Below are 19864 nucleotides of genomic sequence, written 5' to 3'. Positions count from 1 at the left end.
GTTCTCAGTGGAAATCAGTATTCCAGACAAGCAAACGCCCCGACAAGTCGAGGCGTTTGCTTGAGCATTTTCGAGGGTCACACGGGCGTGTGACCCTGAAGATGTTTAATTACAACTTCGGACCCGCAGCCTTGATGGCGTCGCTCACGTCGAACTTCTTGAAGTTCTCCACGAACAGGCCAGCCAGTGCTTTTGCCGCTTCGTCGTAGGCAGCTTTGTCAGCCCAGGTGTTACGTGGGTTGAGCAGGCCGGTATCGACGCCGGGTACCGACTTCGGTACGTCGAGGTTGATGGTGTCGAGGTGCTCGGTTTCGGCACCGATCAGTGCGCCGCTCTGGATCGCTGCGATCACGCCACGGGTGGTCGGGATGTTGAAGCGCTTGCCGACGCCGTAGCTGCCGCCGGTCCAGCCGGTGTTGACCAGGTAGACCTTGGATTTGAAGCCACGGATGCGTTTGATCAGCAGTTCTGCGTATTCGCCAGCCGGACGCGGGAAGAACGGTGCGCCGAAGCAGGTGGAGAAGGTGGACTTGATGCCCGAACCCGAACCCATTTCAGTCGAGCCGACCAGTGCGGTGTAACCCGACAGGAAGTGGTAGGCGGCCTGTTCTTCGCTGAGGATCGACACAGGCGGCAGTACGCCGGTCAGGTCGCAGGTCAGGAAGATAACGGCGTTCGGCTCGCCACCGAGGTTTTTCGGTGCGCGTTTTTCGATCAGTTCGCGCGGGTAGGCCGCACGGCTGTTCTGGGTCAGGCTGCTGTCGGCGTAATCGGCTTTTTTGGTAACCGGGTCGAGTACGACGTTTTCCAGTACCGCGCCGTGCTGGATGGCTTTCCAGATGACCGGCTCGTTCTTCTCGGACAGGTCGATGCACTTGGCATAGCAACCGCCTTCGATGTTGAACACCACGCCTTCGCCCCAGCCGTGTTCGTCGTCACCGATCAGGTAACGGCTTTCGTCGGCGGACAGGGTGGTTTTGCCGGTGCCGGACAGGCCGAAGAACAGGGTTACATCGCCCTCTTCGCCCATGTTGGCTGCGCAGTGCATCGGCAGAACGTCGGAAGCCGGGAGCAGGAAGTTCTGCACCGAGAACATGGCTTTCTTCATTTCGCCGGCATAACGCATGCCTGCGATCAGCACCTTGCGGGCTGCGAAGTTGATGATCACGGTGCCGTCGGAGTTGGTGCCGTCACGCTCAGGGTCGCAAACGAACCATGGCGCGTTCTGGATTTCCCACTCGTCCTTGCCAGCCGGGTTGTACTGTTCAGGGTTGATGAACAGGCAACGGCCGAACAGATTGTGCCACGCAGTCTCGGTGGTCATCTTGACGGGCAGGTAGTGCGCAGGATCGGAGCCTACATGAACATGGGAAACGAAGCGCTCGCGCTCGGCGAGGTACGCACCGACACGGTTCCACAGGGCGTCGAATTTCTCGGCCGGGAACTTGCGGTTGATCGGGCCCCAGGCGATGGCGTCCTGAGTGCTCGGCTCTTCAACGATGAAACGATCGACCGGCGAACGGCCAGTACGATGGCCTGTCTCCACAACCAGTGCGCCAGTATCGGAAAGTACGCCTTCTTTGCGGGCAAGGGCTTCCTTGACCAGTTCGTCGGTGCTCAGATCGGTGTACACAGCGTTGTTGGTTTGCGTCATGAGGTTCCCCGTCGGCCTGTGGCCGAGTGCTCCAAACGGTTTTGTAGTAAAAAAACAACCACTACTACAGCGTAAAAGTGGGCCGGATTATGCCAGAAATGCCCGGAAATGGTAGGACCCTCCTGTCAGAACAGCATTACAGGGGCCCACACCGTATTCTGAGGCCCTTTACGCGATGATTAATGGCGCGTGTCAGATGGCGAATCGACACCGCCGCCAGCAAACAGCTGCGCGACGTCAGTGGCATCGAACAGATAGCGTTCGTTGCAGAACTGGCAGTCGATCTCGATCGTGCCGTTGTGCTCGATAACCAATTGCTGCGCGTCCTCCAGCCCGAGACTGACCAGCGCATTGGCAGATCGTTCGCGAGAGCAACTGCAACGGAAGCAGATCGGTTGAATATCGAACAGGCGAACCGGGTCTTCGTGAAACAGGCGATGCAGGATGGTCTGGTTATCCAGACTCAGCATTTCTTCGGCCGTGAGGGTGTTGGCCAGGGTGATGACATGCTCCCAGTTGGCATCACGCTCTTCAGCGTCGGTGATCTGCGCGGCGGGCAATTGTTGCAGCAGCAAGCCACGCGCACGGTGACTGTCAGCCTTGAGCCAGAAACGCGAACCCAACTGCTCGGACATCACGAAATAGTTGGAGAGGCTTTCCGACAAGTCGACCCCGTCCAGCGCCACGATGCCCTGATAACGCTGGCCCTGGCGCGGGTCTACGGTCAGCGCAAGCGATCCGTCAGGCATCATGTCCTGAAGGCCCGCGCCGGGGTTGATCAGCGATTCGTCGTAGCGAGCGATGCCACGCAACTCACGCTCGCTGGAGCACTCGACCATCAGCAATGGCACTGCGCCGCTGGAGCGAGCCTGCAGGATCAACAGGCCGTCGAATTTGAGGGTGCCGACGAGCAGCGCAGCCGCCGCCATCAGTTCGCCTAGCAACTGCGCGACCGGCTCCGGATAGGGATGCTTGGCGAGCACTTCGGCGTAACTGCGCTCCAGAGCGACCAGTTCTCCGCGAACGTCGCTTTCGTCGAAGATGAAGCGCTGGGTGAAATCGATGTCCGGGAAATCATGCATAGGTAGGAAAGGTATCTGAAGTAATGACAATGGATGGCACGCGGCTGAGCAAACGCCGTCCGGCACTCGAAAGCGCCGTGGGCCATGCGGATTGACCGGCATTTTAGGAGCTATCCGGTGCGCTTCCAAGCTGGATGGCACTTCGGACTGATAGCCGGAGCTGCCCGGTGCAGTGTTTCAGTCGTTGCTCTGGCTGGCGCGGAAACCGAAAAGCTCCCGGCGTTGCTTCTTGGTCGGCTTTCCGTCGGTGGTTACACCCAGGTTGCCGGCCTTGCGCTGAGCCGCCGCGTTCTCGCGTCTGGCGATGCTCTCGGGCGTCTCGTGATACAGCGTTTGAGCCTCCGGCGCGCCACGCCGAACGATGGATAATGCCTCGACCACCACCGTGCGGTCGTCGAAGCCCATGCGAATCTGAAACTCGTCACCGATACGCGGCTCCTTGCCGGGCTTGCAACGTTCGCCGCGACAGTGCACCTTGCCGCTTTCGATAGCCGCTTTGGCCAGCGCACGTGTTTTGAAAAAGCGCGCGGCCCAGAGCCATTTATCCAGGCGGACCTTATCGTCTTCTTCTGGCTTTTGCGCCATTTGAATTCCTCATCAATGTGACAGTCTGAACTTTACCAGGCCAGATAAACAAAGCGACGGCACACGCTCGCCCCCTTTTTCTGCGCCGCCATGAACATGAAGTAACCGATATGTGCTTGTCAAAAACAGCTATTCATCTTTTTATTGCCCCACACCTAAATGGAGCGCGACGTGACAGATTTTCCAACTTCGTTGACCGCCCCTAGAAAAGGGTGTGCTGGATGCACTGGCAGTCCAGAGCTGGATTTCTCGTTTGACTACGCCTATCAGCCGATCGTGAACCTTCACGACCAGTCGATTTTCGCCCATGAGGCGCTGGTTCGCGGGCCTAATGGCGAGGGCGCAATGTCAGTCCTGAGTCAGGTCACCGACCAGAACCGCTATCGATTCGATCAAAGCTGTCGCACCACCGCCATTGCTGGTGCGGCGAAACTGGGCATGACCGAGCGTCTCTCGATCAACTTCTTGCCCAACGCCGTGTATCGTCCCGAGCTGTGCATCCGCAGTACGCTGGAGGCCGCCAGGCAACACAACTTCCCTATCGAGCGTTTGATTTTCGAAACCATCGAAAGCGAGCATGTGAACAACAACGGTCATTTGAGCAACATTCTGCGCGAGTATCGCGAGTTCGGCTTCATGACCGCCATCGATGATTTCGGGGCCGGGTATTCCGGGCTGACGCTGCTCGCAGATTTCCAACCCGACCTGATAAAGCTCGACATGAACCTGATCCGCGACATTCACCGCAATCGCGCGCGTCAGTCCATTGTTCGTGGGGTTGTCACAATGTGTTCGGACTTGGGGATTAAGCTGATTGCCGAAGGTATAGAGCAGGTGGAGGAGCGGGACTTTCTCGCCGACTGCGGCATTTCCCTGATGCAGGGTTATCTGTTCGCAAAACCTGCATTCAAAGCCCTGGCCCGGATAAGTCCCGAGGCCTGGCAGAAGTCTTGAGAAGTACGGAATCACATTGAAGACATTCGATCATCTGACAGTCATCGGCCTGCGCGAGTGGGTGGCGCTCCCCGATCTGGGGGTGGCAGGCCTGCGGGCAAAAATCGATACCGGTGCGAGCACGTCGAGTCTGCATGCCACGGAAATCGAACCTTTTGAACGCGATGGCCAGAAATGGGTGCGCTTCAACGCGCATCTTGGCACGGTGGTGCAGTTGCGCCATCGTCGCTGCGAGGCGCAACTGGTTGCCATGAAAACCATTAAAAGCTCCAACGGTCAGGCGCAGGTGCGTTATGTCATTCGCACCACGCTGGCCCTGGGTGATCGTATCTGGCCGGTGGAATTCACACTGGCCTGCCGCAAGTCGATGCGTTATCGACTGCTGCTGGGTTCCAAGGCTCTGATCGACGGCCAGCTGGTGGTCAATCCGGGCATAACTTACGTACAAGACAAGCCGGTGTTCCCGGCCTCTACTTCCTCAGGTGTTGCATGAAGATCGCTGTGCTTTCGCGTAATCCGCGTCTGTATTCCACCCGTCGTCTGGTCGAAGCTGGCATCGAGCGTGGCCATGAGATGGTGGTGATCGACACCCTGCGCGCCTATATGAACATCGCCAGCCACAAGCCGCAGATCCACTACCGCGGCAAACCTCTGGAGGGCTTCGATGCGGTGATCCCGCGCATCGGTGCTTCGGTGACTTTCTATGGCTGTGCGGTGTTGCGTCAGTTTGAAATGATGGGCGTGTTTCCGCTCAATGAATCGGTCGCCATTGCCCGTTCGCGGGACAAGCTGCGCTCGTTGCAACTCCTGTCACGCCGGGGGATCGGCTTGCCGGTCACCGGTTTCGCTCACTCGCCCGACGACATTCCCGACCTGATCCAGATGGTCAATGGCGCGCCGCTGGTCATCAAGGTGCTTGAAGGCACTCAGGGGATCGGCGTGGTGCTGTGCGAAACGGCCACGGCGGCCGAATCGGTGATCGAAGCCTTCATGGGCCTCAAGCAGGACATCATGGTTCAGGAGTACATCAAGGAAGCGGGCGGCGCCGACATTCGCTGCTTCGTGGTCGGTGACAAGGTCATTGCCTCGATGAAGCGTCAGGCCAAACCGGGCGAGTTTCGCTCCAACCTGCACCGCGGTGGCAGCGCCAGCCTGATCAAGATCACGCCTGAAGAGCGCATGACCGCGTTGCGTGCAGCCAAGGTCATGGGACTGAGCGTGGCGGGTGTGGATATCCTGCGTTCCAATCACGGCCCTCTGGTGATGGAGGTCAACTCCTCGCCTGGCCTGGAAGGCATTGAAGTGACCACCAGCAAGGACGTGGCCGGGATGATCATCGAGTACCTCGAGAAAAACAGCGGCCCGCACATGACCCGTACCAAAGGTAAGGGCTGACGGGTCCCGCACCCGTTCAGATTGCTCGGGCCGGCGTTCTGTCTGCGGACAGACTGGCCTGGGCTCTCAGCTACCGTACATCAGGTAAATAGGCCTGGTAGTCGAGTCCGGGTCTTTGTATCGCGTCTTTGTATCCGTATCCCCCTGTTCAGCTTAAGGCGACGTAATAGCCAGCTTCGCGCCGAATAGCCATCCTCCCGCTTGACATAAATCAACACATTTCTCCCGTATTTGTATGCCGATCATGCATGAGGTAGTCGTTTACGGCATTAGACGTATACGCGCGCCATGGGAATAGTTGCGACTTTTTTCGCCTGCTACAGAGCTGGGATGCTCGTCTGCGGTGACCTTCTCGGGACATTTCCAAAGGGAGCTTCTGCCCCGAAACTGCTGTGAAAAAGCAGCTCGGCGCATTGGTTTTGGACGTGCCCAAGCCACTTTGAACAAGGGTAATAATATGAAGAAGGCAAAGCTGAGTCTGGCCTGGCAGATTCTGATCGGACTGGTACTGGGTATCGCTGTGGGGGCGTTACTCAATCATTTCAGCGCAGAAAAGGCCTGGTGGATCACCAACATCCTGCAGCCCGCAGGCGATATCTTCATTCGTCTGATCAAGATGATCGTTATCCCTATCGTTGTTGCCTCGCTGATCGTCGGCATCGCGGGTGTGGGCGATGCCAAGAAGTTGGGGCGTATCGGTCTCAAGACCATCCTCTATTTCGAAGTCGTCACCACTATCGCGATTCTGGTGGGCCTGGTGCTGGCTAACGTGTTCCATCCGGGCACCGGCATCGACATGAGTACCCTGGGCACCGTCGATATCTCCAAGTATCAGCAGACTACGGCCGAGGTTCAGCACGATCACGCATTTATCGCGACCATTCTCAACCTGATCCCGTCCAACATCTTCGCCGCCATGGCGCGTGGCGAGATGCTGCCGATCATCTTCTTCTCAGTGCTGTTCGGTTTGGGGCTTTCCAGCCTGCAGGCCGAGGTCCGTGAGCCGCTGGTGAAACTATTTCAGGGTGTCTCGGAAACCATGTTCAAGGTCACTCACATGATCATGAACTACGCGCCGATCGGCGTGTTTGCCCTGATTGCGGTGACTGTCGCCAACTTCGGCTTCGCCTCCCTGTTGCCGCTCGCCAAGCTGGTGATTCTGGTTTATGTGGCCATCGCCTTCTTCGCCTTTGTGGTGCTGGGGTTGATCGCTCGTGCATTCGGTTTTTCGGTCGTCAAGCTGATGCGCATCTTCAAGGACGAGCTGATTCTGTCCTACTCCACCGCCAGCTCCGAAACCGTGCTGCCACGCGTGATCCAGAAGATGGAAGCGTATGGCGCGCCGAAGGCGATCTGCAGCTTCGTGGTGCCTACGGGCTACTCGTTCAACCTCGACGGCTCGACGCTCTATCAGAGCATCGCAGCGATCTTCATCGCTCAGTTGTACGGCATCGACCTGTCAATTGGCGCGCAGTTGATGCTGGTACTGACCCTGATGGTCACCTCCAAAGGCATCGCGGGTGTACCGGGCGTTTCCTTCGTCGTGCTGCTGGCGACCCTGGGCAGTGCCGGTATTCCACTGGAAGGCCTGGCATTCATCGCCGGTGTCGACCGCATCATGGACATGGCGCGTACCGCCTTGAACGTGATCGGCAATGCGCTGGCAGTGCTGGTCATTTCGCGCTGGGAAGGCATGTACGACGATGCCAAGGGCGAACGCTACTGGGAATCCCTGCCGCACTGGCGCAGCAAAGAGCCTGTACCGATGGGCCAGCCGACAGCGGACTGATCTTCGCCAATGTACTGACAAACCCCGGACCTCCGGGGTTTGTTGTTTTCAGGTCGCCGGTTAGACTGCCTGCCTTACCTGAGGATTGACCATGACCGACGACATCGATAATGACGAAGAAGACTTTGCTGCCTCGACCCTGATCGAAGCCATCGAAAACCAGATCGAAGCCGGTAATCCGCCTGCAGCCAGAGCGGTCTTCAACATGCTGACCCTGGTGAACTATGAGCGTGAGGATATTCTGGAGATGATGGCCCACGTGCTGGCTATCGAGATCGATGCCTTGCTGGAGCAGGACCGTCCGTTCGACACTCAATGGTATGAAGCAGCGCTGCGCGCCCTGCCCGACCTGCCGCCGGAAAAGTAATCCTGCGGTCCGAGCATGCCAGCAAGATATATGCTGCAAACACTTCAGACGCTGACTACACTGCAAATGCCCCGCTGCCGCTTGATCCTCCGGGGCCACACGCCAAACCGGCTTTAACGGTCATCCAGAACCGACGAGCGCAGATCGGACACGTCGATTCCAGAGCACACCCACCAGCCGGTGAGGTCGTACTACTACAAAAAGTCTGGAGTACCTATGTCGTATACCCCTGAGTTGGTTGCCGAACTGGAAATCCTTGCACTGTTCAATCTGGGAAACACCCAGGAAGGCCTCAAAGTCCACCATGTAGCGGCACCCACGGCCGTCGCAGCAGCACAAAGACTCTTCGATAAAGGGCTGACGACCCAGGTCGATGGCGGTTATCTGACCAGCCTCGGGCTCGAGGCCGCCCATCATGCCCAATCATTGCTGACCATCCTCAACGTCTCTAAACAAGCTGCCTGACAGGCGCAGGGCCTGCGCACAAAAAAGCGTGGCAGGCCCTTCACTTATTCGAGCGCCAGTCGATACAGGACGTTGGCGCCAGAATAACCATCCGACCGGATCCGCTTCCCTCGGCTGCAAACCTTCTCCGCCATCTTTCTCGGTAATTCCACGCCTGCACAGGCCAGATGCCTTGAGTTGCGATGACGCGTAATCCTGAAATTCGCCCCGACCTGGATGAGGGCATCGACCGCAAGGTTCTCAGCCAGCTGCGTAACCGTTTCCTGTCGCTCAACGACGGGCGATACGCGCGTGCGCTGGAAGGTATGTCGACTCGCCAGCAAAGCGTTCTGACCCTGCTGCCGCTGTTCTTTCACGTCAATCATCCGCTGTTGCCCGGTTATGTTTCCGGCAGCACGCCTGCTGGCGTTTCGCATTACGAGCCGGACACGCTGGCCCTGGCCGAGGCGCAGCGGCTGACACGCTCCTTTTCCTACAAGGCCCGGCACGGCAACCCGCCCCAGCCGATTCATGGCCTGTTTCTGATGGGCAGCCTCGGCACACTGGCTCAGGCTGAACAAAGCGATATGGATGTCTGGGTCTGCCACGACAGCGAGCTGGACCCGGAGGCTATCGCCGAACTGCGCAAGAAATGCCAGGCACTTGAAGCCTGGGCTGCGACGATGGGCGCAGAGGCGCATTTTTTTCTGATCGACCCACAGCGTTTCAAGAGTGGCGAGCGCGATTCGCAGCTCAGCTCGGACGATTGCGGGACTACTCAGCATTACCTGTTGCTCGACGAGTTTTATCGCACGGCGATCTGGCTCGCCGGGCGCACCCCGATGTGGTGGCTGGTGCCGGTCTATGAGGAGCAGAATTACGAGGATTACACCCATACCCTGCTGAGCAAGCGCTTCATCCGCGCCAGCGAGGTGCTCGATCTCGGTCCGATGTCGCACATTCCTCCGGCCGAGTTCATCGGTGCCGGATTGTGGCAGTTGTTCAAAGGCATCGAGTCGCCCTACAAGTCTGTGCTCAAGCTGCTGTTGATCGAGGTCTATTCCAGCGAGCATCCTCGCGTGCAGTGCCTGAGCCTGCGCTTCAAGCAAGCGGTGTTCGCCAATCAACTGGACCCGGATGAGCTGGACCCTTACGTGGTCGTGTACCGACGTATCGAGGAGCACCTGCAGGCACGCAACGAGCCGGAACGCCTGGAGTTGGTGCGGCGCAGCCTGTACCTGAAGGTCAACAAGAAGCTCACCGGGTCGACCCGCCTGCGCAACGTCGGTTGGCAGCGTCAACTGCTGGAACGCCTGACGACGGAGTGGGGTTGGGACGAGCGACAACTGGCGCTGCTCGACAGCCGCAGCCAGTGGAAAGTCCGCCAGGTGGCCGGCGAGCGCCGCGCACTGGTCAACGAGTTGAATTACAGCTACCGCTTTCAGAGCCGATTCGCCAAAACGCAAAGCACTGCCGATGCGCTCAACGCCCGCGACCTGACCATTCTGGGGCGGCGCCTTTATGCGGCTTTTGAGCGCAAGGCGGGCAAGGTCGAGTTCATCAACCCGGGCATCGCCCCTGACCTTGCCGAAGATACGCTGACGCTGGTGCATTCCCCCGACAAGCGCGAGCCCGGCAAGCATCAGTGGGCCTTGTTCAACGGCAATCTGGGCATTCATGAGTGGCCGAATTTCTCACCCATCAAACGCAGCCGTGAATTGCTTGACCTGCTGACCTGGTGCCATCGCAATACCGTGATCGACAGCACCACCCGCGTGGCATTGCACCCGGGCGCCAGTGACCTGAGCGAGTTCGAGCTGTTCAACCTGATGGGCGCCTTGCAGCAGAGCATTCAACTGCCACTGCCCGAGGTCAGCGATGAGGCGTTGCTGATGCCCAGTACGCCCAGTGAGATCCTGCTGTTGATCAATGTCGGCGTCGATCCGCTCAGGCATCACCGCGACCTGAATATTCTGATGACCACCGAGCGCACCGACTCGCTCAGTTATGCGGGTGTCCGGGAAAATCTGGTGCTGACGCTGGACCAGATTACCCTCAATACCTGGAACGAAACATTGGTCAGCCGCTACGACGGCCCGCACGCCCTGCTCGACTGCATGAGCGAACTGCTCGGCAGCCTGCCGCAGAGTGGTAAGCAGCCGCAGATTCACGTGCGCTGCTTCTGCCACAACCGCGCGCCCGCGATTGCCCAGCGTGTTGAAGAGCTGATCGGCACGGCGCGTTTGTTACTGGAGAGGCGGCTCAATCACCGTTACCTGATTCAGGTGCAGCAGCAGTATCACGTGCTGGAGATGAAGCCGGGTCAGATCGGACATGTGGTGGTCAACAGCCTGCCGGGTCTGTTCAAGTACCTGGGTGAGGAACTGTCGTCCTACAGCCCGTTGCACTTGGACCCGCAGGCACTCGATGATCACGATCTGTCCCTGATCCTGCCGCTGGGTCAGCCTGAGTGCATTCAGGTGTTCTACCGGGTCAACGAGCCGGATGCTGACCTGTATGTACTCGACGAACACAATTCGCTCTGGCACCAGCGTCTGCCGTATCACGATGAACAAAGCCTGCTGGTGCCGCTGCAGCGCTTTCTGAACGCGCTGGTTTATCGCCGCGGCGCTTCATTGCCGCTGGATGATCCGTCCGCGCCGGTTACGCTGGAAACCCTTTACTATCAGATGCTGCCCTCCGGTGCTGGGCCTGCACGACGTGTCGAACATCGACTGGTGCCGATTGCAGTGGACAAGGCGTTTTACGACGTGCAGGCAATCATCGAAGAAACCTCGCCAGGGCAACTGAACGCCACCCTGTACTGCGACAACAGCGAGTTTTCAGAACTGGAATACGGCGATCGACTGTACGCCGCCGTCGCGCAGCAAATCCTCGGCAAACGCCTGGAGCCCCAGCGCTATCGCTGTTACATCACCGACCTGGACCTGTCCGGTCTGCTGGACGGCAAGCACGGGCAAAGCATTCTCTTCCTGCGCCACAAGGCCGAACTGGAAAAGCTGCTGAACGAGGCGATGGATCAGGCCTGAAGTACGCTTGTCCTTCCTCGCGCGCCTATCGTTCCGCACGCTCTGCGTCCGCATCCTGGATGCGGACGCGCTCTACGGATGCGGCGCCTTCGATTACTCGTACTCGCCCGCCGCTTCCGGCTGATACTCCACTGCCAGCAAGGTCAGTTTCAGGGTCTTGCCGCCCGGTGCAGGCCAGTCGATGTGTTGGCCGATTTGCAGGCCCAGCAGCGCCGAGCCCATTGGCGCCAGGACCGAGACGGTGCCGTCCGCGCCCGCATCCTGTGGATAAACCAGCTTGAGATGGTAGTCCTTGCCGCTGACTTCTTCGCGGCAATGCACACGCGAATTCATGGTCACAACGCCTGCAGGCACTTCATCGTGGCCAACCACCTGGTCGGCGCGGTCCAGTTCGGCCTGCAACGCCTGGATACCCGGCGTGTCTTCGTCCTGGCTGGCGATAAAGCTCTCAAGACGCTGTACATCGAGTCGGGTGAGGATGATCGAAGGTGCTGTGGTCATGGTCTGGGCAGACTCCTTTATTCTCCCTGATAAAACAAAACCCCACCAATTGGCGGGGTTTAACGAGCCTCCTGATCTGCAGAGGCATGGCCTGACACTAACACAGCGCAATAAATACACAACCCGACGCGGTTTCAGCCTGCGGCCTGATCAACCTCGGCGCGGGCTCGACGCTGATCGGCCTCATGGCGAATCTGGCGGCGGCGGTCGTCATCGGCCGAGCGCCATTCGCGGATGTCTTCGACATGACGGAAGCACCCCAGGCAAACCTTCTGCTCATCGAGCCGACACAGGCTGATACACGGAGAGGCTACTGCCGGGCTGACGTTGCTGAAAAGCGGCTTGGGCGGTCGAACGGGGGACTGGCTCACGATCAGATCTCGTCGAAATCCAGTTCGACGCCGGCTTGCTCAAGGGTGATGCGCGCAAGCATTTCGCTGAGCAGCTCATCACTGGTGTCGCATGCCCAACGGCTGTTCTCTTCGTCATAATCGAAATGAAAGCCGCCGGAGCGGGCTGCCAGCCACAGCTGACGAAGCGGCTCCTGACGACTGAAGATCAGTTGCGAGCCGTTTTCGAACTTGACGGTGAGGACGCCGGCCGAGTTTTCCAGATCGACATCCAGGCCGCTCTCGTCGAAAACATCTTCCAGCACCTGCTGCGTCGCATCGACGAGGTCGTGAAAACGGGCTTCGGTCAAACTCATTGCGGGAACCTCGATAAGTGTCTGCAAATAGCGCAGAGGGGCAAGATACGGACGCAGGCAGGCAAATGCAAAGCTTACTCATCATTGGCAACACACGATCGTATTAATCCGATCAACCGCCGCTCTGCTGCGGCTTTCACGCCAAAGGCCCGCCAGACGGGACGCCGCTCGCATAGGCAAGGTGCCGGGTGGTCGGTATACTCGGGCGCAATTAATGCTTTTACAAAGGATTTCGCCATGAAGCGCCTGATCTCTTCGCTTGCTGCGCTTGTCGCGGTCGCTTGTCTTGTTACAGCCTGTGGCCAGAAAGGCCCGCTGTATCTGCCGGATGACACCAAGACCCCGGACGAACAAGCCAAATCGCAATCGCACAAGCACCTTTAAGGGACTCCAATGGACGCCTTCAACTACCGCGACGGTGAGCTGTTCGCGGAAGGGGTAGCATTGTCTGCCATTGCCGAGCGCTTCGGCACGCCGACCTATGTCTACTCGCGCGCTCACATCGAAGCGCAATACCGTGCCTACGCCGACGCGCTGAGCGGCATGCCGCACATGGTCTGCTTCGCCGTCAAAGCCAACTCCAACCTGGGCGTGCTCAGTGTCCTGGCGCGCCTCGGCGCCGGTTTCGACATCGTCTCGCGTGGCGAGCTGGAGCGTGTGCTGGCGGCAGGTGGTAAAGCCGAAAAGATCGTCTTTTCCGGTGTCGGCAAGACCCGCGAAGACATGCGTCGCGCCCTTGAAGTCGGCGTGCATTGCTTCAACGTCGAATCCACCGACGAGCTGGAGCGCCTGCAGGGAGTGGCCGCTGAACTCAACGTTCGTGCGCCGATATCGCTGCGGGTCAATCCGGACGTGGATGCGGGCACTCACCCTTACATCTCCACGGGCCTCAAGGAAAACAAGTTCGGCATCGCCATTGCAGCGGCTGAAGACGTGTACATTCGCGCTTCGCAACTGCCGAACCTCGAAGTGATCGGGGTCGACTGCCATATCGGCTCGCAACTGACCACGCTCGAACCGTTCATCGATGCACTGGATCGTCTGCTGGACCTGGTTGATCGTCTGGGCGACTGCGGCATTCATCTGCACCACATCGATCTGGGTGGCGGCCTTGGCGTGCGTTATCGCGACGAAGAACCTCCGCTGGCGGCCGACTACATCAAGGCCGTGCGTGAGCGACTGGCCGGTCGCGACCTGGGGCTGCTGTTCGAGCCGGGACGCTTCATCGTCGCCAACGCGGGCGCGCTGCTGACTCGTGTCGAATACCTCAAGCACACCGAGCACAAGGATTTTGCCATCGTCGATGCGGCGATGAACGATCTGATCCGGCCTGCCCTGTATCAGGCCTGGATGGATGTCACGGCGGTGCGTCCGCGTGACAGCGAACCTCGTGCGTACGACATCGTCGGGCCGATCTGCGAGACCGGCGATTTCCTCGCCAAGGGTCGCGAGCTGGCGCTGGCCGAGGGCGATCTGCTGGCCGTTCATTCAGCCGGCGCCTATGGCTTCGTCATGAGCTCGAACTACAACACCCGTGGCCGTGCCGCTGAGGTGCTGGTCGACGGTTCCCAGGCTTTTGAAGTGCGTCGTCGCGAAACCGTGGCCGAGCTGTTCGCTGGCGAAAGCCTGCTGCCGGAGTAATCCCCATGCTGCTGCGTTTTACCAAGATGCACGGGCTGGGTAACGACTTCATGGTCCTTGACCTTGTGAGTCAGCACGCGCATATCTTGCCCAAGCACGCCAAACAATGGGGCGACCGCCACACCGGTATCGGTTTCGATCAGCTTTTGCTGGTCGAGGCGCCGAACAACCCGGATGTGGACTTTCGCTATCGAATCTTCAATTCCGACGGCTCCGAAGTCGAACAATGCGGCAACGGCGCGCGCTGCTTTGCCCGTTTCGTACTCGACAAGCGTCTGACGGCCAAGAAGCAGATCCGCGTCGAGACCAAGAGCGGCATCATCGAACTGGATATCCGCAGCGACGGGCAGATCAGCGTCGACATGGGACCGCCAAGGTTTGTCCCCGAAGAGATACCTTTCGAAGCAGCGGAGCAGGCCACCTGTTACACCGTTGACGTCGACGGACAGAGTATCGAAATGGCGGCTGTGTCCATGGGCAATCCGCATGCCGTGCTGCGGGTCGATGACATCAATAACGCACCGGTGCATGAGCTGGGGCCGAAGATCGAGCATCACCCGCGCTTTCCGGCCCGGGTCAACGTCGGCTTTCTCCACGTTGTAGACCGTCAGCGGGCGCAATTGCGTGTCTGGGAACGCGGCGCCGGGGAAACCCAGGCGTGTGGAACCGGTGCCTGTGCGGCGGCTGTCGCTGCCATCAGTCAGGGCTGGATGGATTCGCCACTGCTGATCGACCTGCCCGGAGGGCGCCTGTCCATCGAATGGGCTGGGCCGGGACATTCTGTCATGATGACCGGCCCCGCAGTCAGGGTTTATGAAGGCCAAGTTCGTCTTTGAGTGAGTAAGTACCATGACCGATCAACCTCCCGCTTCAACAGGCACCCCCTGCGAATCGCCTGTCGATAGCGCAGCGCCAGACCTTGAAGCAGAGGCGGTCATCGCCTTCCTGCTCGAGCACCCGGACTTCTTCGCCGAGCACGACGAGCTGCTGGTGTCGATGCGCATCCCGCACCAGCGTGGCGACACCGTTTCGCTGGTCGAACGTCAGCTCAAGCTGCTGCGCGAGCGCAATATCGAAATGCGCCATCGCCTCTCGCAATTGATGGACGTCGCACGGGACAACGACCGCCTGTTCGAGAAGACCCGACGCCTGAACCTCGCGCTGATGGATGCGACCAGCCTGGACGAGCTGGTCATCGCCGTCGAAGACAGCCTGCGTCAGGACTTTCAGGTGCCCTTCGTCAGCCTGATCCTGTTCAGCGACAGCCCGATGCCCGTGGGGCGCTGGGTCAGCGGTGCCGAAGCACAGAAAGCCATCGGCGGCCTGATTGGCGAGAAGATCATCTGCGGCGCCCTGCGTGAGCATGAACTGGCGTTTCTGTTTGGTGCAGAACAGGGCAAGGAGGTCGGTTCGACCGCCATCGCCAGCCTCAATCATCTGGGCCTGCATGGCGTGCTGGCCATCGGCAGCCGCGATCCGCAGCATTACAAAAGCTCGGTCGGCACCCTGTTTCTCAGCTATATCGCCGACGTGCTGAGCCGCCTGCTGCCGCGCTTCGCCCACTCATTACGCTCGGTTCGCTAGCCATGGAACAGCATCTGGACGCCTACTGCATGCACCTGCGCAGTGAGCGCCAGGTGTCGCCTCACACGCTGGAAGCCTACCGGCGCGATCTGGGCAAGGTTCTGGCGTATTGCCAGAAGGCCCGGTTGTCGAGCTGGAGTGACCTCGATATCCAGCACCTGCGCAGCTTCACCGCCCGCCAGCACCAGCAGGGCCAGTCCTCGCGCAGCCTGGCGCGGATGCTGTCGGCGGTGCGCGGCTTCTACAAGTACCTCAATCGCGAAGGCATCTGCCAGCACGACCCGGCAAACGGCCTGTCACCGCCCAAGGGCGAGCGGCGTCTGCCCAAGACCCTGGACACCGACCGCACCGCACAATTGCTGGACGGCGGCGTTGAAGATGATTTTCTGGCGCACCGCGATCAGGCCATTCTGGAGCTGCTTTACTCATCAGGGTTGCGATTGTCCGAACTGACCGGCTTGAACCTCGATCAACTGGACCTGCGCGACGGTCTGGTGCAGGTGCTGGGGAAGGGCAGCAAGACCCGCGTATTGCCTGTGGGCAGCAAGGCGCGCCAGGCACTGGAAGTCTGGTTGCCGTTACGCGCCCTGACCCATCCGCAGGACGATGCGGTATTTGTCAGCCTGCAAGGCAGGCGCCTGGGCCCGCGCGCGATTCAGGTGCGACTCAAGGCGGCCGGTGAGCGAGAGCTGGGGCAGAATCTGCACCCGCACATGCTGCGTCACTCCTTCGCCAGCCATCTGCTCGAATCGTCACAGGACTTGCGCGCCGTGCAGGAATTGCTGGGTCATGCGGATATCAAGACCACGCAGATATACACGCACCTGGATTTCCAGCATTTGGCTACTGTTTATGACAGCGCCCACCCCCGAGCCAAACGTAAAGGAGCTGCAGATGATTAAGCTGGTGACGTTTGATCTTGACGACACGCTCTGGGACACCGCTCCTGCCATTGCTGGTGCCGAGGTCACATTGCGTGACTGGCTGGGCGAACACGCGCCCAGGCTGGGGGCGGTTCCTGTCGAGCACCTGTGGGAAATCCGCTCGCGTCTCGTGGCTGAAGACCCTTCCTTCAAGCACCGCATCAGCGCCTTACGCCGCCGCGTGCTGTTCCATGCACTCGAAGATGCCGGTTACGACCCTGACGCGGCACAGGACCTGGCCGACCAGGGCTTTGAGGTCTTCCTGCATGGCCGCCATCAGGTGCAGATTTTCCCTGAGGTGCAACCGATGCTGGAAATTCTTGCCAAGACCTTCACGCTGGGCGTGATTACCAATGGCAATGCCGATGTGCGTCGTTTAGGACTGGCAGACTACTTTGCCTTCGCGCTGTGCGCCGAGGACCTGGGCATCGGCAAGCCTGACCCGGCGCCGTTCGTGGAGGCGCTACGCCGGGCAAGGGTCGATGCCGGCTCGGCGGTGCATGTCGGCGACCACCCCAGGGACGATATCGCAGGCGCCCAGCAGGCTGGCATGCGCGCCATCTGGTACAACCCGCAGGGCAAGGCCTGGGATGCGGATCGACTGCCGGATGCCGAGATCCACAACCTGTCGCAACTGCCCGAGGTGCTGGCGCGCTGGGCCTGAAAGCGCACTGACAGGCGCGCATAGAAAAGCCCGCAGCGACGGCGGGCTTTCCTCATACAGCCATGCAGCCTCAGATAGGGCGGCTACCGTATTTGTTGTCAGGCTTCTTGGGCGGATCGGCGACCACGTTGGCCTCCACTTCCTGCACCTTGCCGCCACGCGCCAGGAATTCTTCCATGGCACGTGCCAGCGCATCACGTTCCTTGTTCTTGGCTTCTACGCTGGGCAGTTCATCGACCGAGACAGCAGCCTTGGCCTTGCCTTTTGCGGGTGCCGCCGGAACGTCGGAATCGTCTGGTTCGGCTGCTTCGTCTTCCGGGGAGGCAGCTGCGAGACCATCGTCTTCTTCGCCGTCCAGATCGTCTTCCAGATCATCCTTAATATCGTCGTCGTCGCTCATGTTGTACCTCATGACTTGCGAAAGCTGATTAGTTATAGCCCAACCGCCCGGAAATGCTAAGGCGATCGGAAAAATTCAACAACCGCTGATCTCAGCGGTGATGTCTACTCACCCTGAAGGGTGGCCAGGACGTTACGAGATCCACCAGCGTCTCGATGTTCGCCCAGGTAAATACCTTGCCAGGTGCCCAGCGCCAGTCGCCCAGCCGTAACCGGCAACAGCAACTGGCAGCCCAGCAGACTGGCCTTGAAATGCGCTGGCAAGTCATCAGGGCCTTCGTCGTCATGTTCGTAGCCGTCCACGCCCTGGGGCACCAGACGGTTGAAAAAACGCTCAAAGTCGCGACGTACCGCCGGATCGGCATTTTCGTTGACGGTCAACGAAGCCGAGGTATGTTGCAGCCATACATGCAGTAGCCCGACACGACAATCGCGTAATGCGGGCAAACCCGCGACTATCTCGTCAGTCACCAGATGGAACCCGCGGGGCCTGGCCCGCAAGGCAATCCTGGATTGATGCCACATACCGTTCTCCGCACCTTCGGCGCGCATTCTAACTCGACTGAGAAAAAAGCAAAGCGCGCAATAAACCGGCTTCCCTGCAAGTTGACGAAGACTGTCGCAACCTCGTTACCTGCGCTGCGTCACGGTGCCGAAATCATTGACACGGGCAAGATCAATGACAGCAAAAAGCGGCGGTATATCCACAAACGTCAGACAAAAAAATGCCCGGAGACCGGGCATTCTTTTTTACGTAGGCCGAAGCTTACAAGTTGTAGCCACGCTCGTTGTGTTGCGCAAGGTCCAGACCGACAGACTCTTCCTCGTCGGTGACGCGCAGCCCCATGACCGCATCCAGCACCTTGAGGATGATGAAGGTCACGATTGCGGTGTAGACAACGGTGAACGCAACGCCCTTGAATTGAATCCAGACCTGAGCACCGATGTCAGTCACGGTGCCGAAACCGCCCAGTGCAGGTGCTGCGAACACGCCGGTCAGGATCGCGCCGACGATACCGCCGATGCCGTGAACGCCGAACGCATCCAGGGAGTCGTCGTAGCCCAGCTTGCGCTTGAGGCTGGTTGCGCAGAAGAAGCAGATCACGCCCGCTGCCAGACCGATGATCAAAGCGCCCATCGGGCCAACGGTACCGGCGGCAGGGGTAATGGCAACCAGACCGGCAACCACGCCCGAAGCGATACCCAGAGCACTTGGCTTACCGTGAGTCAGCCACTCGGCGAACATCCAGCCCAGTGCGGCGGCCGCGGTAGCGATTTGAGTAACCAGCATGGCCATACCGGCAGTGCCGTTGGCTGCAGCCGCGGAGCCGGCGTTGAAGCCGAACCAGCCGACCCAGAGCATCGCTGCGCCGATCAGGGTGTAACCCAGGTTGTGCGGTGCCATCGGTGTGGTCGGGAAACCTTTGCGCTTGCCCAGTACCAGGCAGGCCACCAGACCGGCTATACCGGCGTTGATGTGTACGACGGTGCCGCCAGCGAAGTCCAGAACGCCCCAGTCCCACAGCAAACCACCGACGCCGCCCCAGACCATGTGGGCGATTGGCGCGTAGACCAGAGTGAACCAGATACCCATGAACACCAGCATCGCGGAGAACTTCATGCGTTCTGCGAAAGCGCCGACAATCAGGGCAGGGGTGATGATTGCGAAGGTCATCTGGAAGGTGACGAACACCGCCTCAGGGAACAACGCAGCAGGACCGGTAATGCTTGCCGGCGTGATGCCTGCCAGGAACGCTTTACCCATACCGCCAAAGAAGGAATTGAAGTTGACGACGCCCGCTTCCATGCCGGTTGTGTCAAACGCGATGCTGTAGCCGTAGACGACCCACAGGATGCTGATCAGGCCGGTAATGGCGAAGCACTGCATCATCACCGACAGAATGTTCTTGGAACGAACCATGCCGCCGTAGAACAGCGCGAGACCGGGGATGGTCATGAACAGGACCAGAGCGGTCGAGGTCAGCATCCATGCAGTGTCGCCAGAGTTCAGCACCGGCTCGGCCACTGGGTCAGCCGCCAGGGCAAGACCAGGTAATGCGAGGGACAACAGGGCACCGAGCCCTGCGAATTGACGCAGAGTCATATTGTTTTCTCCTGGGGCGTTG

The 19864-nt window shown here is 59.5% G+C and carries 22 protein-coding genes; 13 read left to right on the top strand and 9 right to left on the bottom strand.

Annotation, left to right across the window (positions count from 1 at the left end):
* Positions 1 to 109: 109 nt before the first annotated feature.
* The 3 genes from BLR16_RS26620 to BLR16_RS26610 all read right to left on the bottom strand — a co-directional run bounded on the left by BLR16_RS26620 (position 110) and on the right by BLR16_RS26610 (position 3321).
* Positions 110 to 1654 carry a phosphoenolpyruvate carboxykinase gene (locus tag BLR16_RS26620; protein ID WP_092194621.1) on the bottom strand — a complete coding sequence of 515 codons (1545 nt, stop codon included), beginning with the start codon at positions 1652 to 1654 and terminating at the stop codon, positions 110 to 112.
* A 179-nt stretch (positions 1655 to 1833) separates the two neighbouring features.
* Positions 1834 to 2736 carry an Hsp33 family molecular chaperone HslO gene (hslO, locus tag BLR16_RS26615; protein ID WP_003367572.1) on the bottom strand — a complete coding sequence of 301 codons (903 nt, stop codon included), beginning with the start codon at positions 2734 to 2736 and terminating at the stop codon, positions 1834 to 1836.
* Between the two features lie 177 nt (positions 2737 to 2913).
* Complete coding sequence (locus BLR16_RS26610; protein ID WP_044310511.1) at positions 2914 to 3321, bottom strand: RNA-binding S4 domain-containing protein; 408 nt, start codon at positions 3319 to 3321, stop codon at positions 2914 to 2916.
* 171 nt (positions 3322 to 3492) lie between these two features.
* On the opposite strand from BLR16_RS26610, the gene BLR16_RS26605 reads away from it, so the two are divergent.
* The 7 genes from BLR16_RS26605 (at position 3493) to BLR16_RS26575 (ending at position 11320) form a co-directional block, all read left to right on the top strand.
* The gene (locus tag BLR16_RS26605; protein ID WP_003367569.1) at positions 3493 to 4275 is read left to right on the top strand and encodes a S6 modification regulatory phosphodiesterase RimA; all 783 of its coding nucleotides are present in this window, start codon (positions 3493 to 3495) and stop codon (positions 4273 to 4275) included.
* A 49-nt stretch (positions 4276 to 4324) separates the two neighbouring features.
* Positions 4325 to 4768 carry a retropepsin-like aspartic endopeptidase RimB gene (locus BLR16_RS26600; RefSeq protein ID WP_170846052.1) on the top strand — a complete coding sequence of 148 codons (444 nt, stop codon included), beginning with the start codon at positions 4325 to 4327 and terminating at the stop codon, positions 4766 to 4768.
* Positions 4765 to 5670 (top strand): 30S ribosomal protein S6--L-glutamate ligase, encoded by a 906-nt coding sequence (gene rimK, locus BLR16_RS26595; RefSeq protein WP_003318100.1) that lies wholly within the window; start codon positions 4765 to 4767, stop codon positions 5668 to 5670. The genes BLR16_RS26600 and rimK overlap by 4 nt, the downstream gene beginning before the upstream one ends.
* A gap of 457 nt (positions 5671 to 6127) precedes the next feature.
* Positions 6128 to 7459 carry a glutamate/aspartate:proton symporter GltP gene (gltP, locus tag BLR16_RS26590; RefSeq protein ID WP_074809214.1) on the top strand — a complete coding sequence of 444 codons (1332 nt, stop codon included), beginning with the start codon at positions 6128 to 6130 and terminating at the stop codon, positions 7457 to 7459.
* A gap of 91 nt (positions 7460 to 7550) precedes the next feature.
* Positions 7551 to 7826: a hypothetical protein gene (locus tag BLR16_RS26585; RefSeq protein ID WP_003344493.1), complete on the top strand. Its 276-nt coding sequence runs from the start codon at positions 7551 to 7553 to the stop codon at positions 7824 to 7826.
* Between the two features lie 216 nt (positions 7827 to 8042).
* On the top strand, positions 8043 to 8291 hold the full coding sequence (locus tag BLR16_RS26580; protein ID WP_074809211.1) for a TIGR02647 family protein: 249 nt from the start codon (positions 8043 to 8045) through the stop codon (positions 8289 to 8291).
* A 182-nt stretch (positions 8292 to 8473) separates the two neighbouring features.
* Positions 8474 to 11320, top strand: a complete 2847-nt coding sequence (locus BLR16_RS26575) for a class I adenylate cyclase (RefSeq protein ID WP_058416108.1) — start codon at positions 8474 to 8476, stop codon at positions 11318 to 11320.
* 93 nt (positions 11321 to 11413) lie between these two features.
* Here the strand turns inward: BLR16_RS26575 and rnk are convergent, their stop codons facing one another.
* The 3 genes from rnk to cyaY form a co-directional block, all read right to left on the bottom strand.
* Positions 11414 to 11821 (bottom strand): nucleoside diphosphate kinase regulator, encoded by a 408-nt coding sequence (gene rnk, locus BLR16_RS26570; RefSeq protein WP_003367560.1) that lies wholly within the window; start codon positions 11819 to 11821, stop codon positions 11414 to 11416.
* Between the two features lie 134 nt (positions 11822 to 11955).
* Positions 11956 to 12192 carry a DUF1289 domain-containing protein gene (locus BLR16_RS26565; protein WP_003318094.1) on the bottom strand — a complete coding sequence of 79 codons (237 nt, stop codon included), beginning with the start codon at positions 12190 to 12192 and terminating at the stop codon, positions 11956 to 11958.
* A 2-nt stretch (positions 12193 to 12194) separates the two neighbouring features.
* On the bottom strand, positions 12195 to 12527 hold the full coding sequence (cyaY, locus tag BLR16_RS26560; RefSeq protein ID WP_002555818.1) for an iron donor protein CyaY: 333 nt from the start codon (positions 12525 to 12527) through the stop codon (positions 12195 to 12197).
* A gap of 237 nt (positions 12528 to 12764) precedes the next feature.
* On the opposite strand from cyaY, the gene BLR16_RS26555 reads away from it, so the two are divergent.
* From BLR16_RS26555 to BLR16_RS26530, 6 genes are read left to right on the top strand one after another with little or no spacing between them, the layout of a single operon-like run.
* Positions 12765 to 12911: an LPS translocon maturation chaperone LptM gene (locus tag BLR16_RS26555; protein WP_002555817.1), complete on the top strand. Its 147-nt coding sequence runs from the start codon at positions 12765 to 12767 to the stop codon at positions 12909 to 12911.
* Between the two features lie 9 nt (positions 12912 to 12920).
* Positions 12921 to 14168 (top strand): diaminopimelate decarboxylase, encoded by a 1248-nt coding sequence (lysA, locus tag BLR16_RS26550; protein ID WP_074809209.1) that lies wholly within the window; start codon positions 12921 to 12923, stop codon positions 14166 to 14168.
* 5 nt (positions 14169 to 14173) lie between these two features.
* Positions 14174 to 15004, top strand: coding sequence for a diaminopimelate epimerase (gene dapF / locus BLR16_RS26545; RefSeq protein ID WP_044310515.1), 831 nt, complete (start codon positions 14174 to 14176; stop codon positions 15002 to 15004).
* Positions 15005 to 15017: 13 nt separating this feature from the next.
* A complete protein-coding gene (locus tag BLR16_RS26540; RefSeq protein WP_003367552.1) occupies positions 15018 to 15752 on the top strand; it encodes a DUF484 family protein in 735 nt (244 codons plus the stop codon).
* A 2-nt stretch (positions 15753 to 15754) separates the two neighbouring features.
* Complete coding sequence (gene xerC, locus BLR16_RS26535) at positions 15755 to 16654, top strand: tyrosine recombinase XerC (protein WP_003367550.1); 900 nt, start codon at positions 15755 to 15757, stop codon at positions 16652 to 16654.
* Complete coding sequence (locus tag BLR16_RS26530) at positions 16647 to 17339, top strand: HAD family hydrolase (RefSeq protein ID WP_058397866.1); 693 nt, start codon at positions 16647 to 16649, stop codon at positions 17337 to 17339. The genes xerC and BLR16_RS26530 overlap by 8 nt, the downstream gene beginning before the upstream one ends.
* Positions 17340 to 17409: 70 nt before the next feature.
* Here BLR16_RS26530 and sutA read toward each other — a convergent pair whose 3' ends face one another.
* The 3 genes from sutA to BLR16_RS26510 all read right to left on the bottom strand — a co-directional run bounded on the left by sutA (position 17410) and on the right by BLR16_RS26510 (position 19842).
* Positions 17410 to 17739, bottom strand: coding sequence for a transcriptional regulator SutA (gene sutA / locus BLR16_RS26525; RefSeq protein WP_003367546.1), 330 nt, complete (start codon positions 17737 to 17739; stop codon positions 17410 to 17412).
* A 104-nt stretch (positions 17740 to 17843) separates the two neighbouring features.
* The gene (locus tag BLR16_RS26520; protein ID WP_003367544.1) at positions 17844 to 18263 is read right to left on the bottom strand and encodes a secondary thiamine-phosphate synthase enzyme YjbQ; all 420 of its coding nucleotides are present in this window, start codon (positions 18261 to 18263) and stop codon (positions 17844 to 17846) included.
* 241 nt (positions 18264 to 18504) lie between these two features.
* Positions 18505 to 19842 (bottom strand): ammonium transporter, encoded by a 1338-nt coding sequence (locus tag BLR16_RS26510; RefSeq protein WP_003435008.1) that lies wholly within the window; start codon positions 19840 to 19842, stop codon positions 18505 to 18507.
* Between the last annotated feature and the right edge of the window lie 22 nt (positions 19843 to 19864).

It is taken from the genome of Pseudomonas sp. BS3767, from assembly GCF_900099665.1.
GTDB classification, from domain to species: Bacteria; Pseudomonadota; Gammaproteobacteria; order Pseudomonadales; family Pseudomonadaceae; genus Aquipseudomonas; species Aquipseudomonas cerasi.
This window is presented reverse-complemented; position numbering and strand designations above follow the sequence as displayed.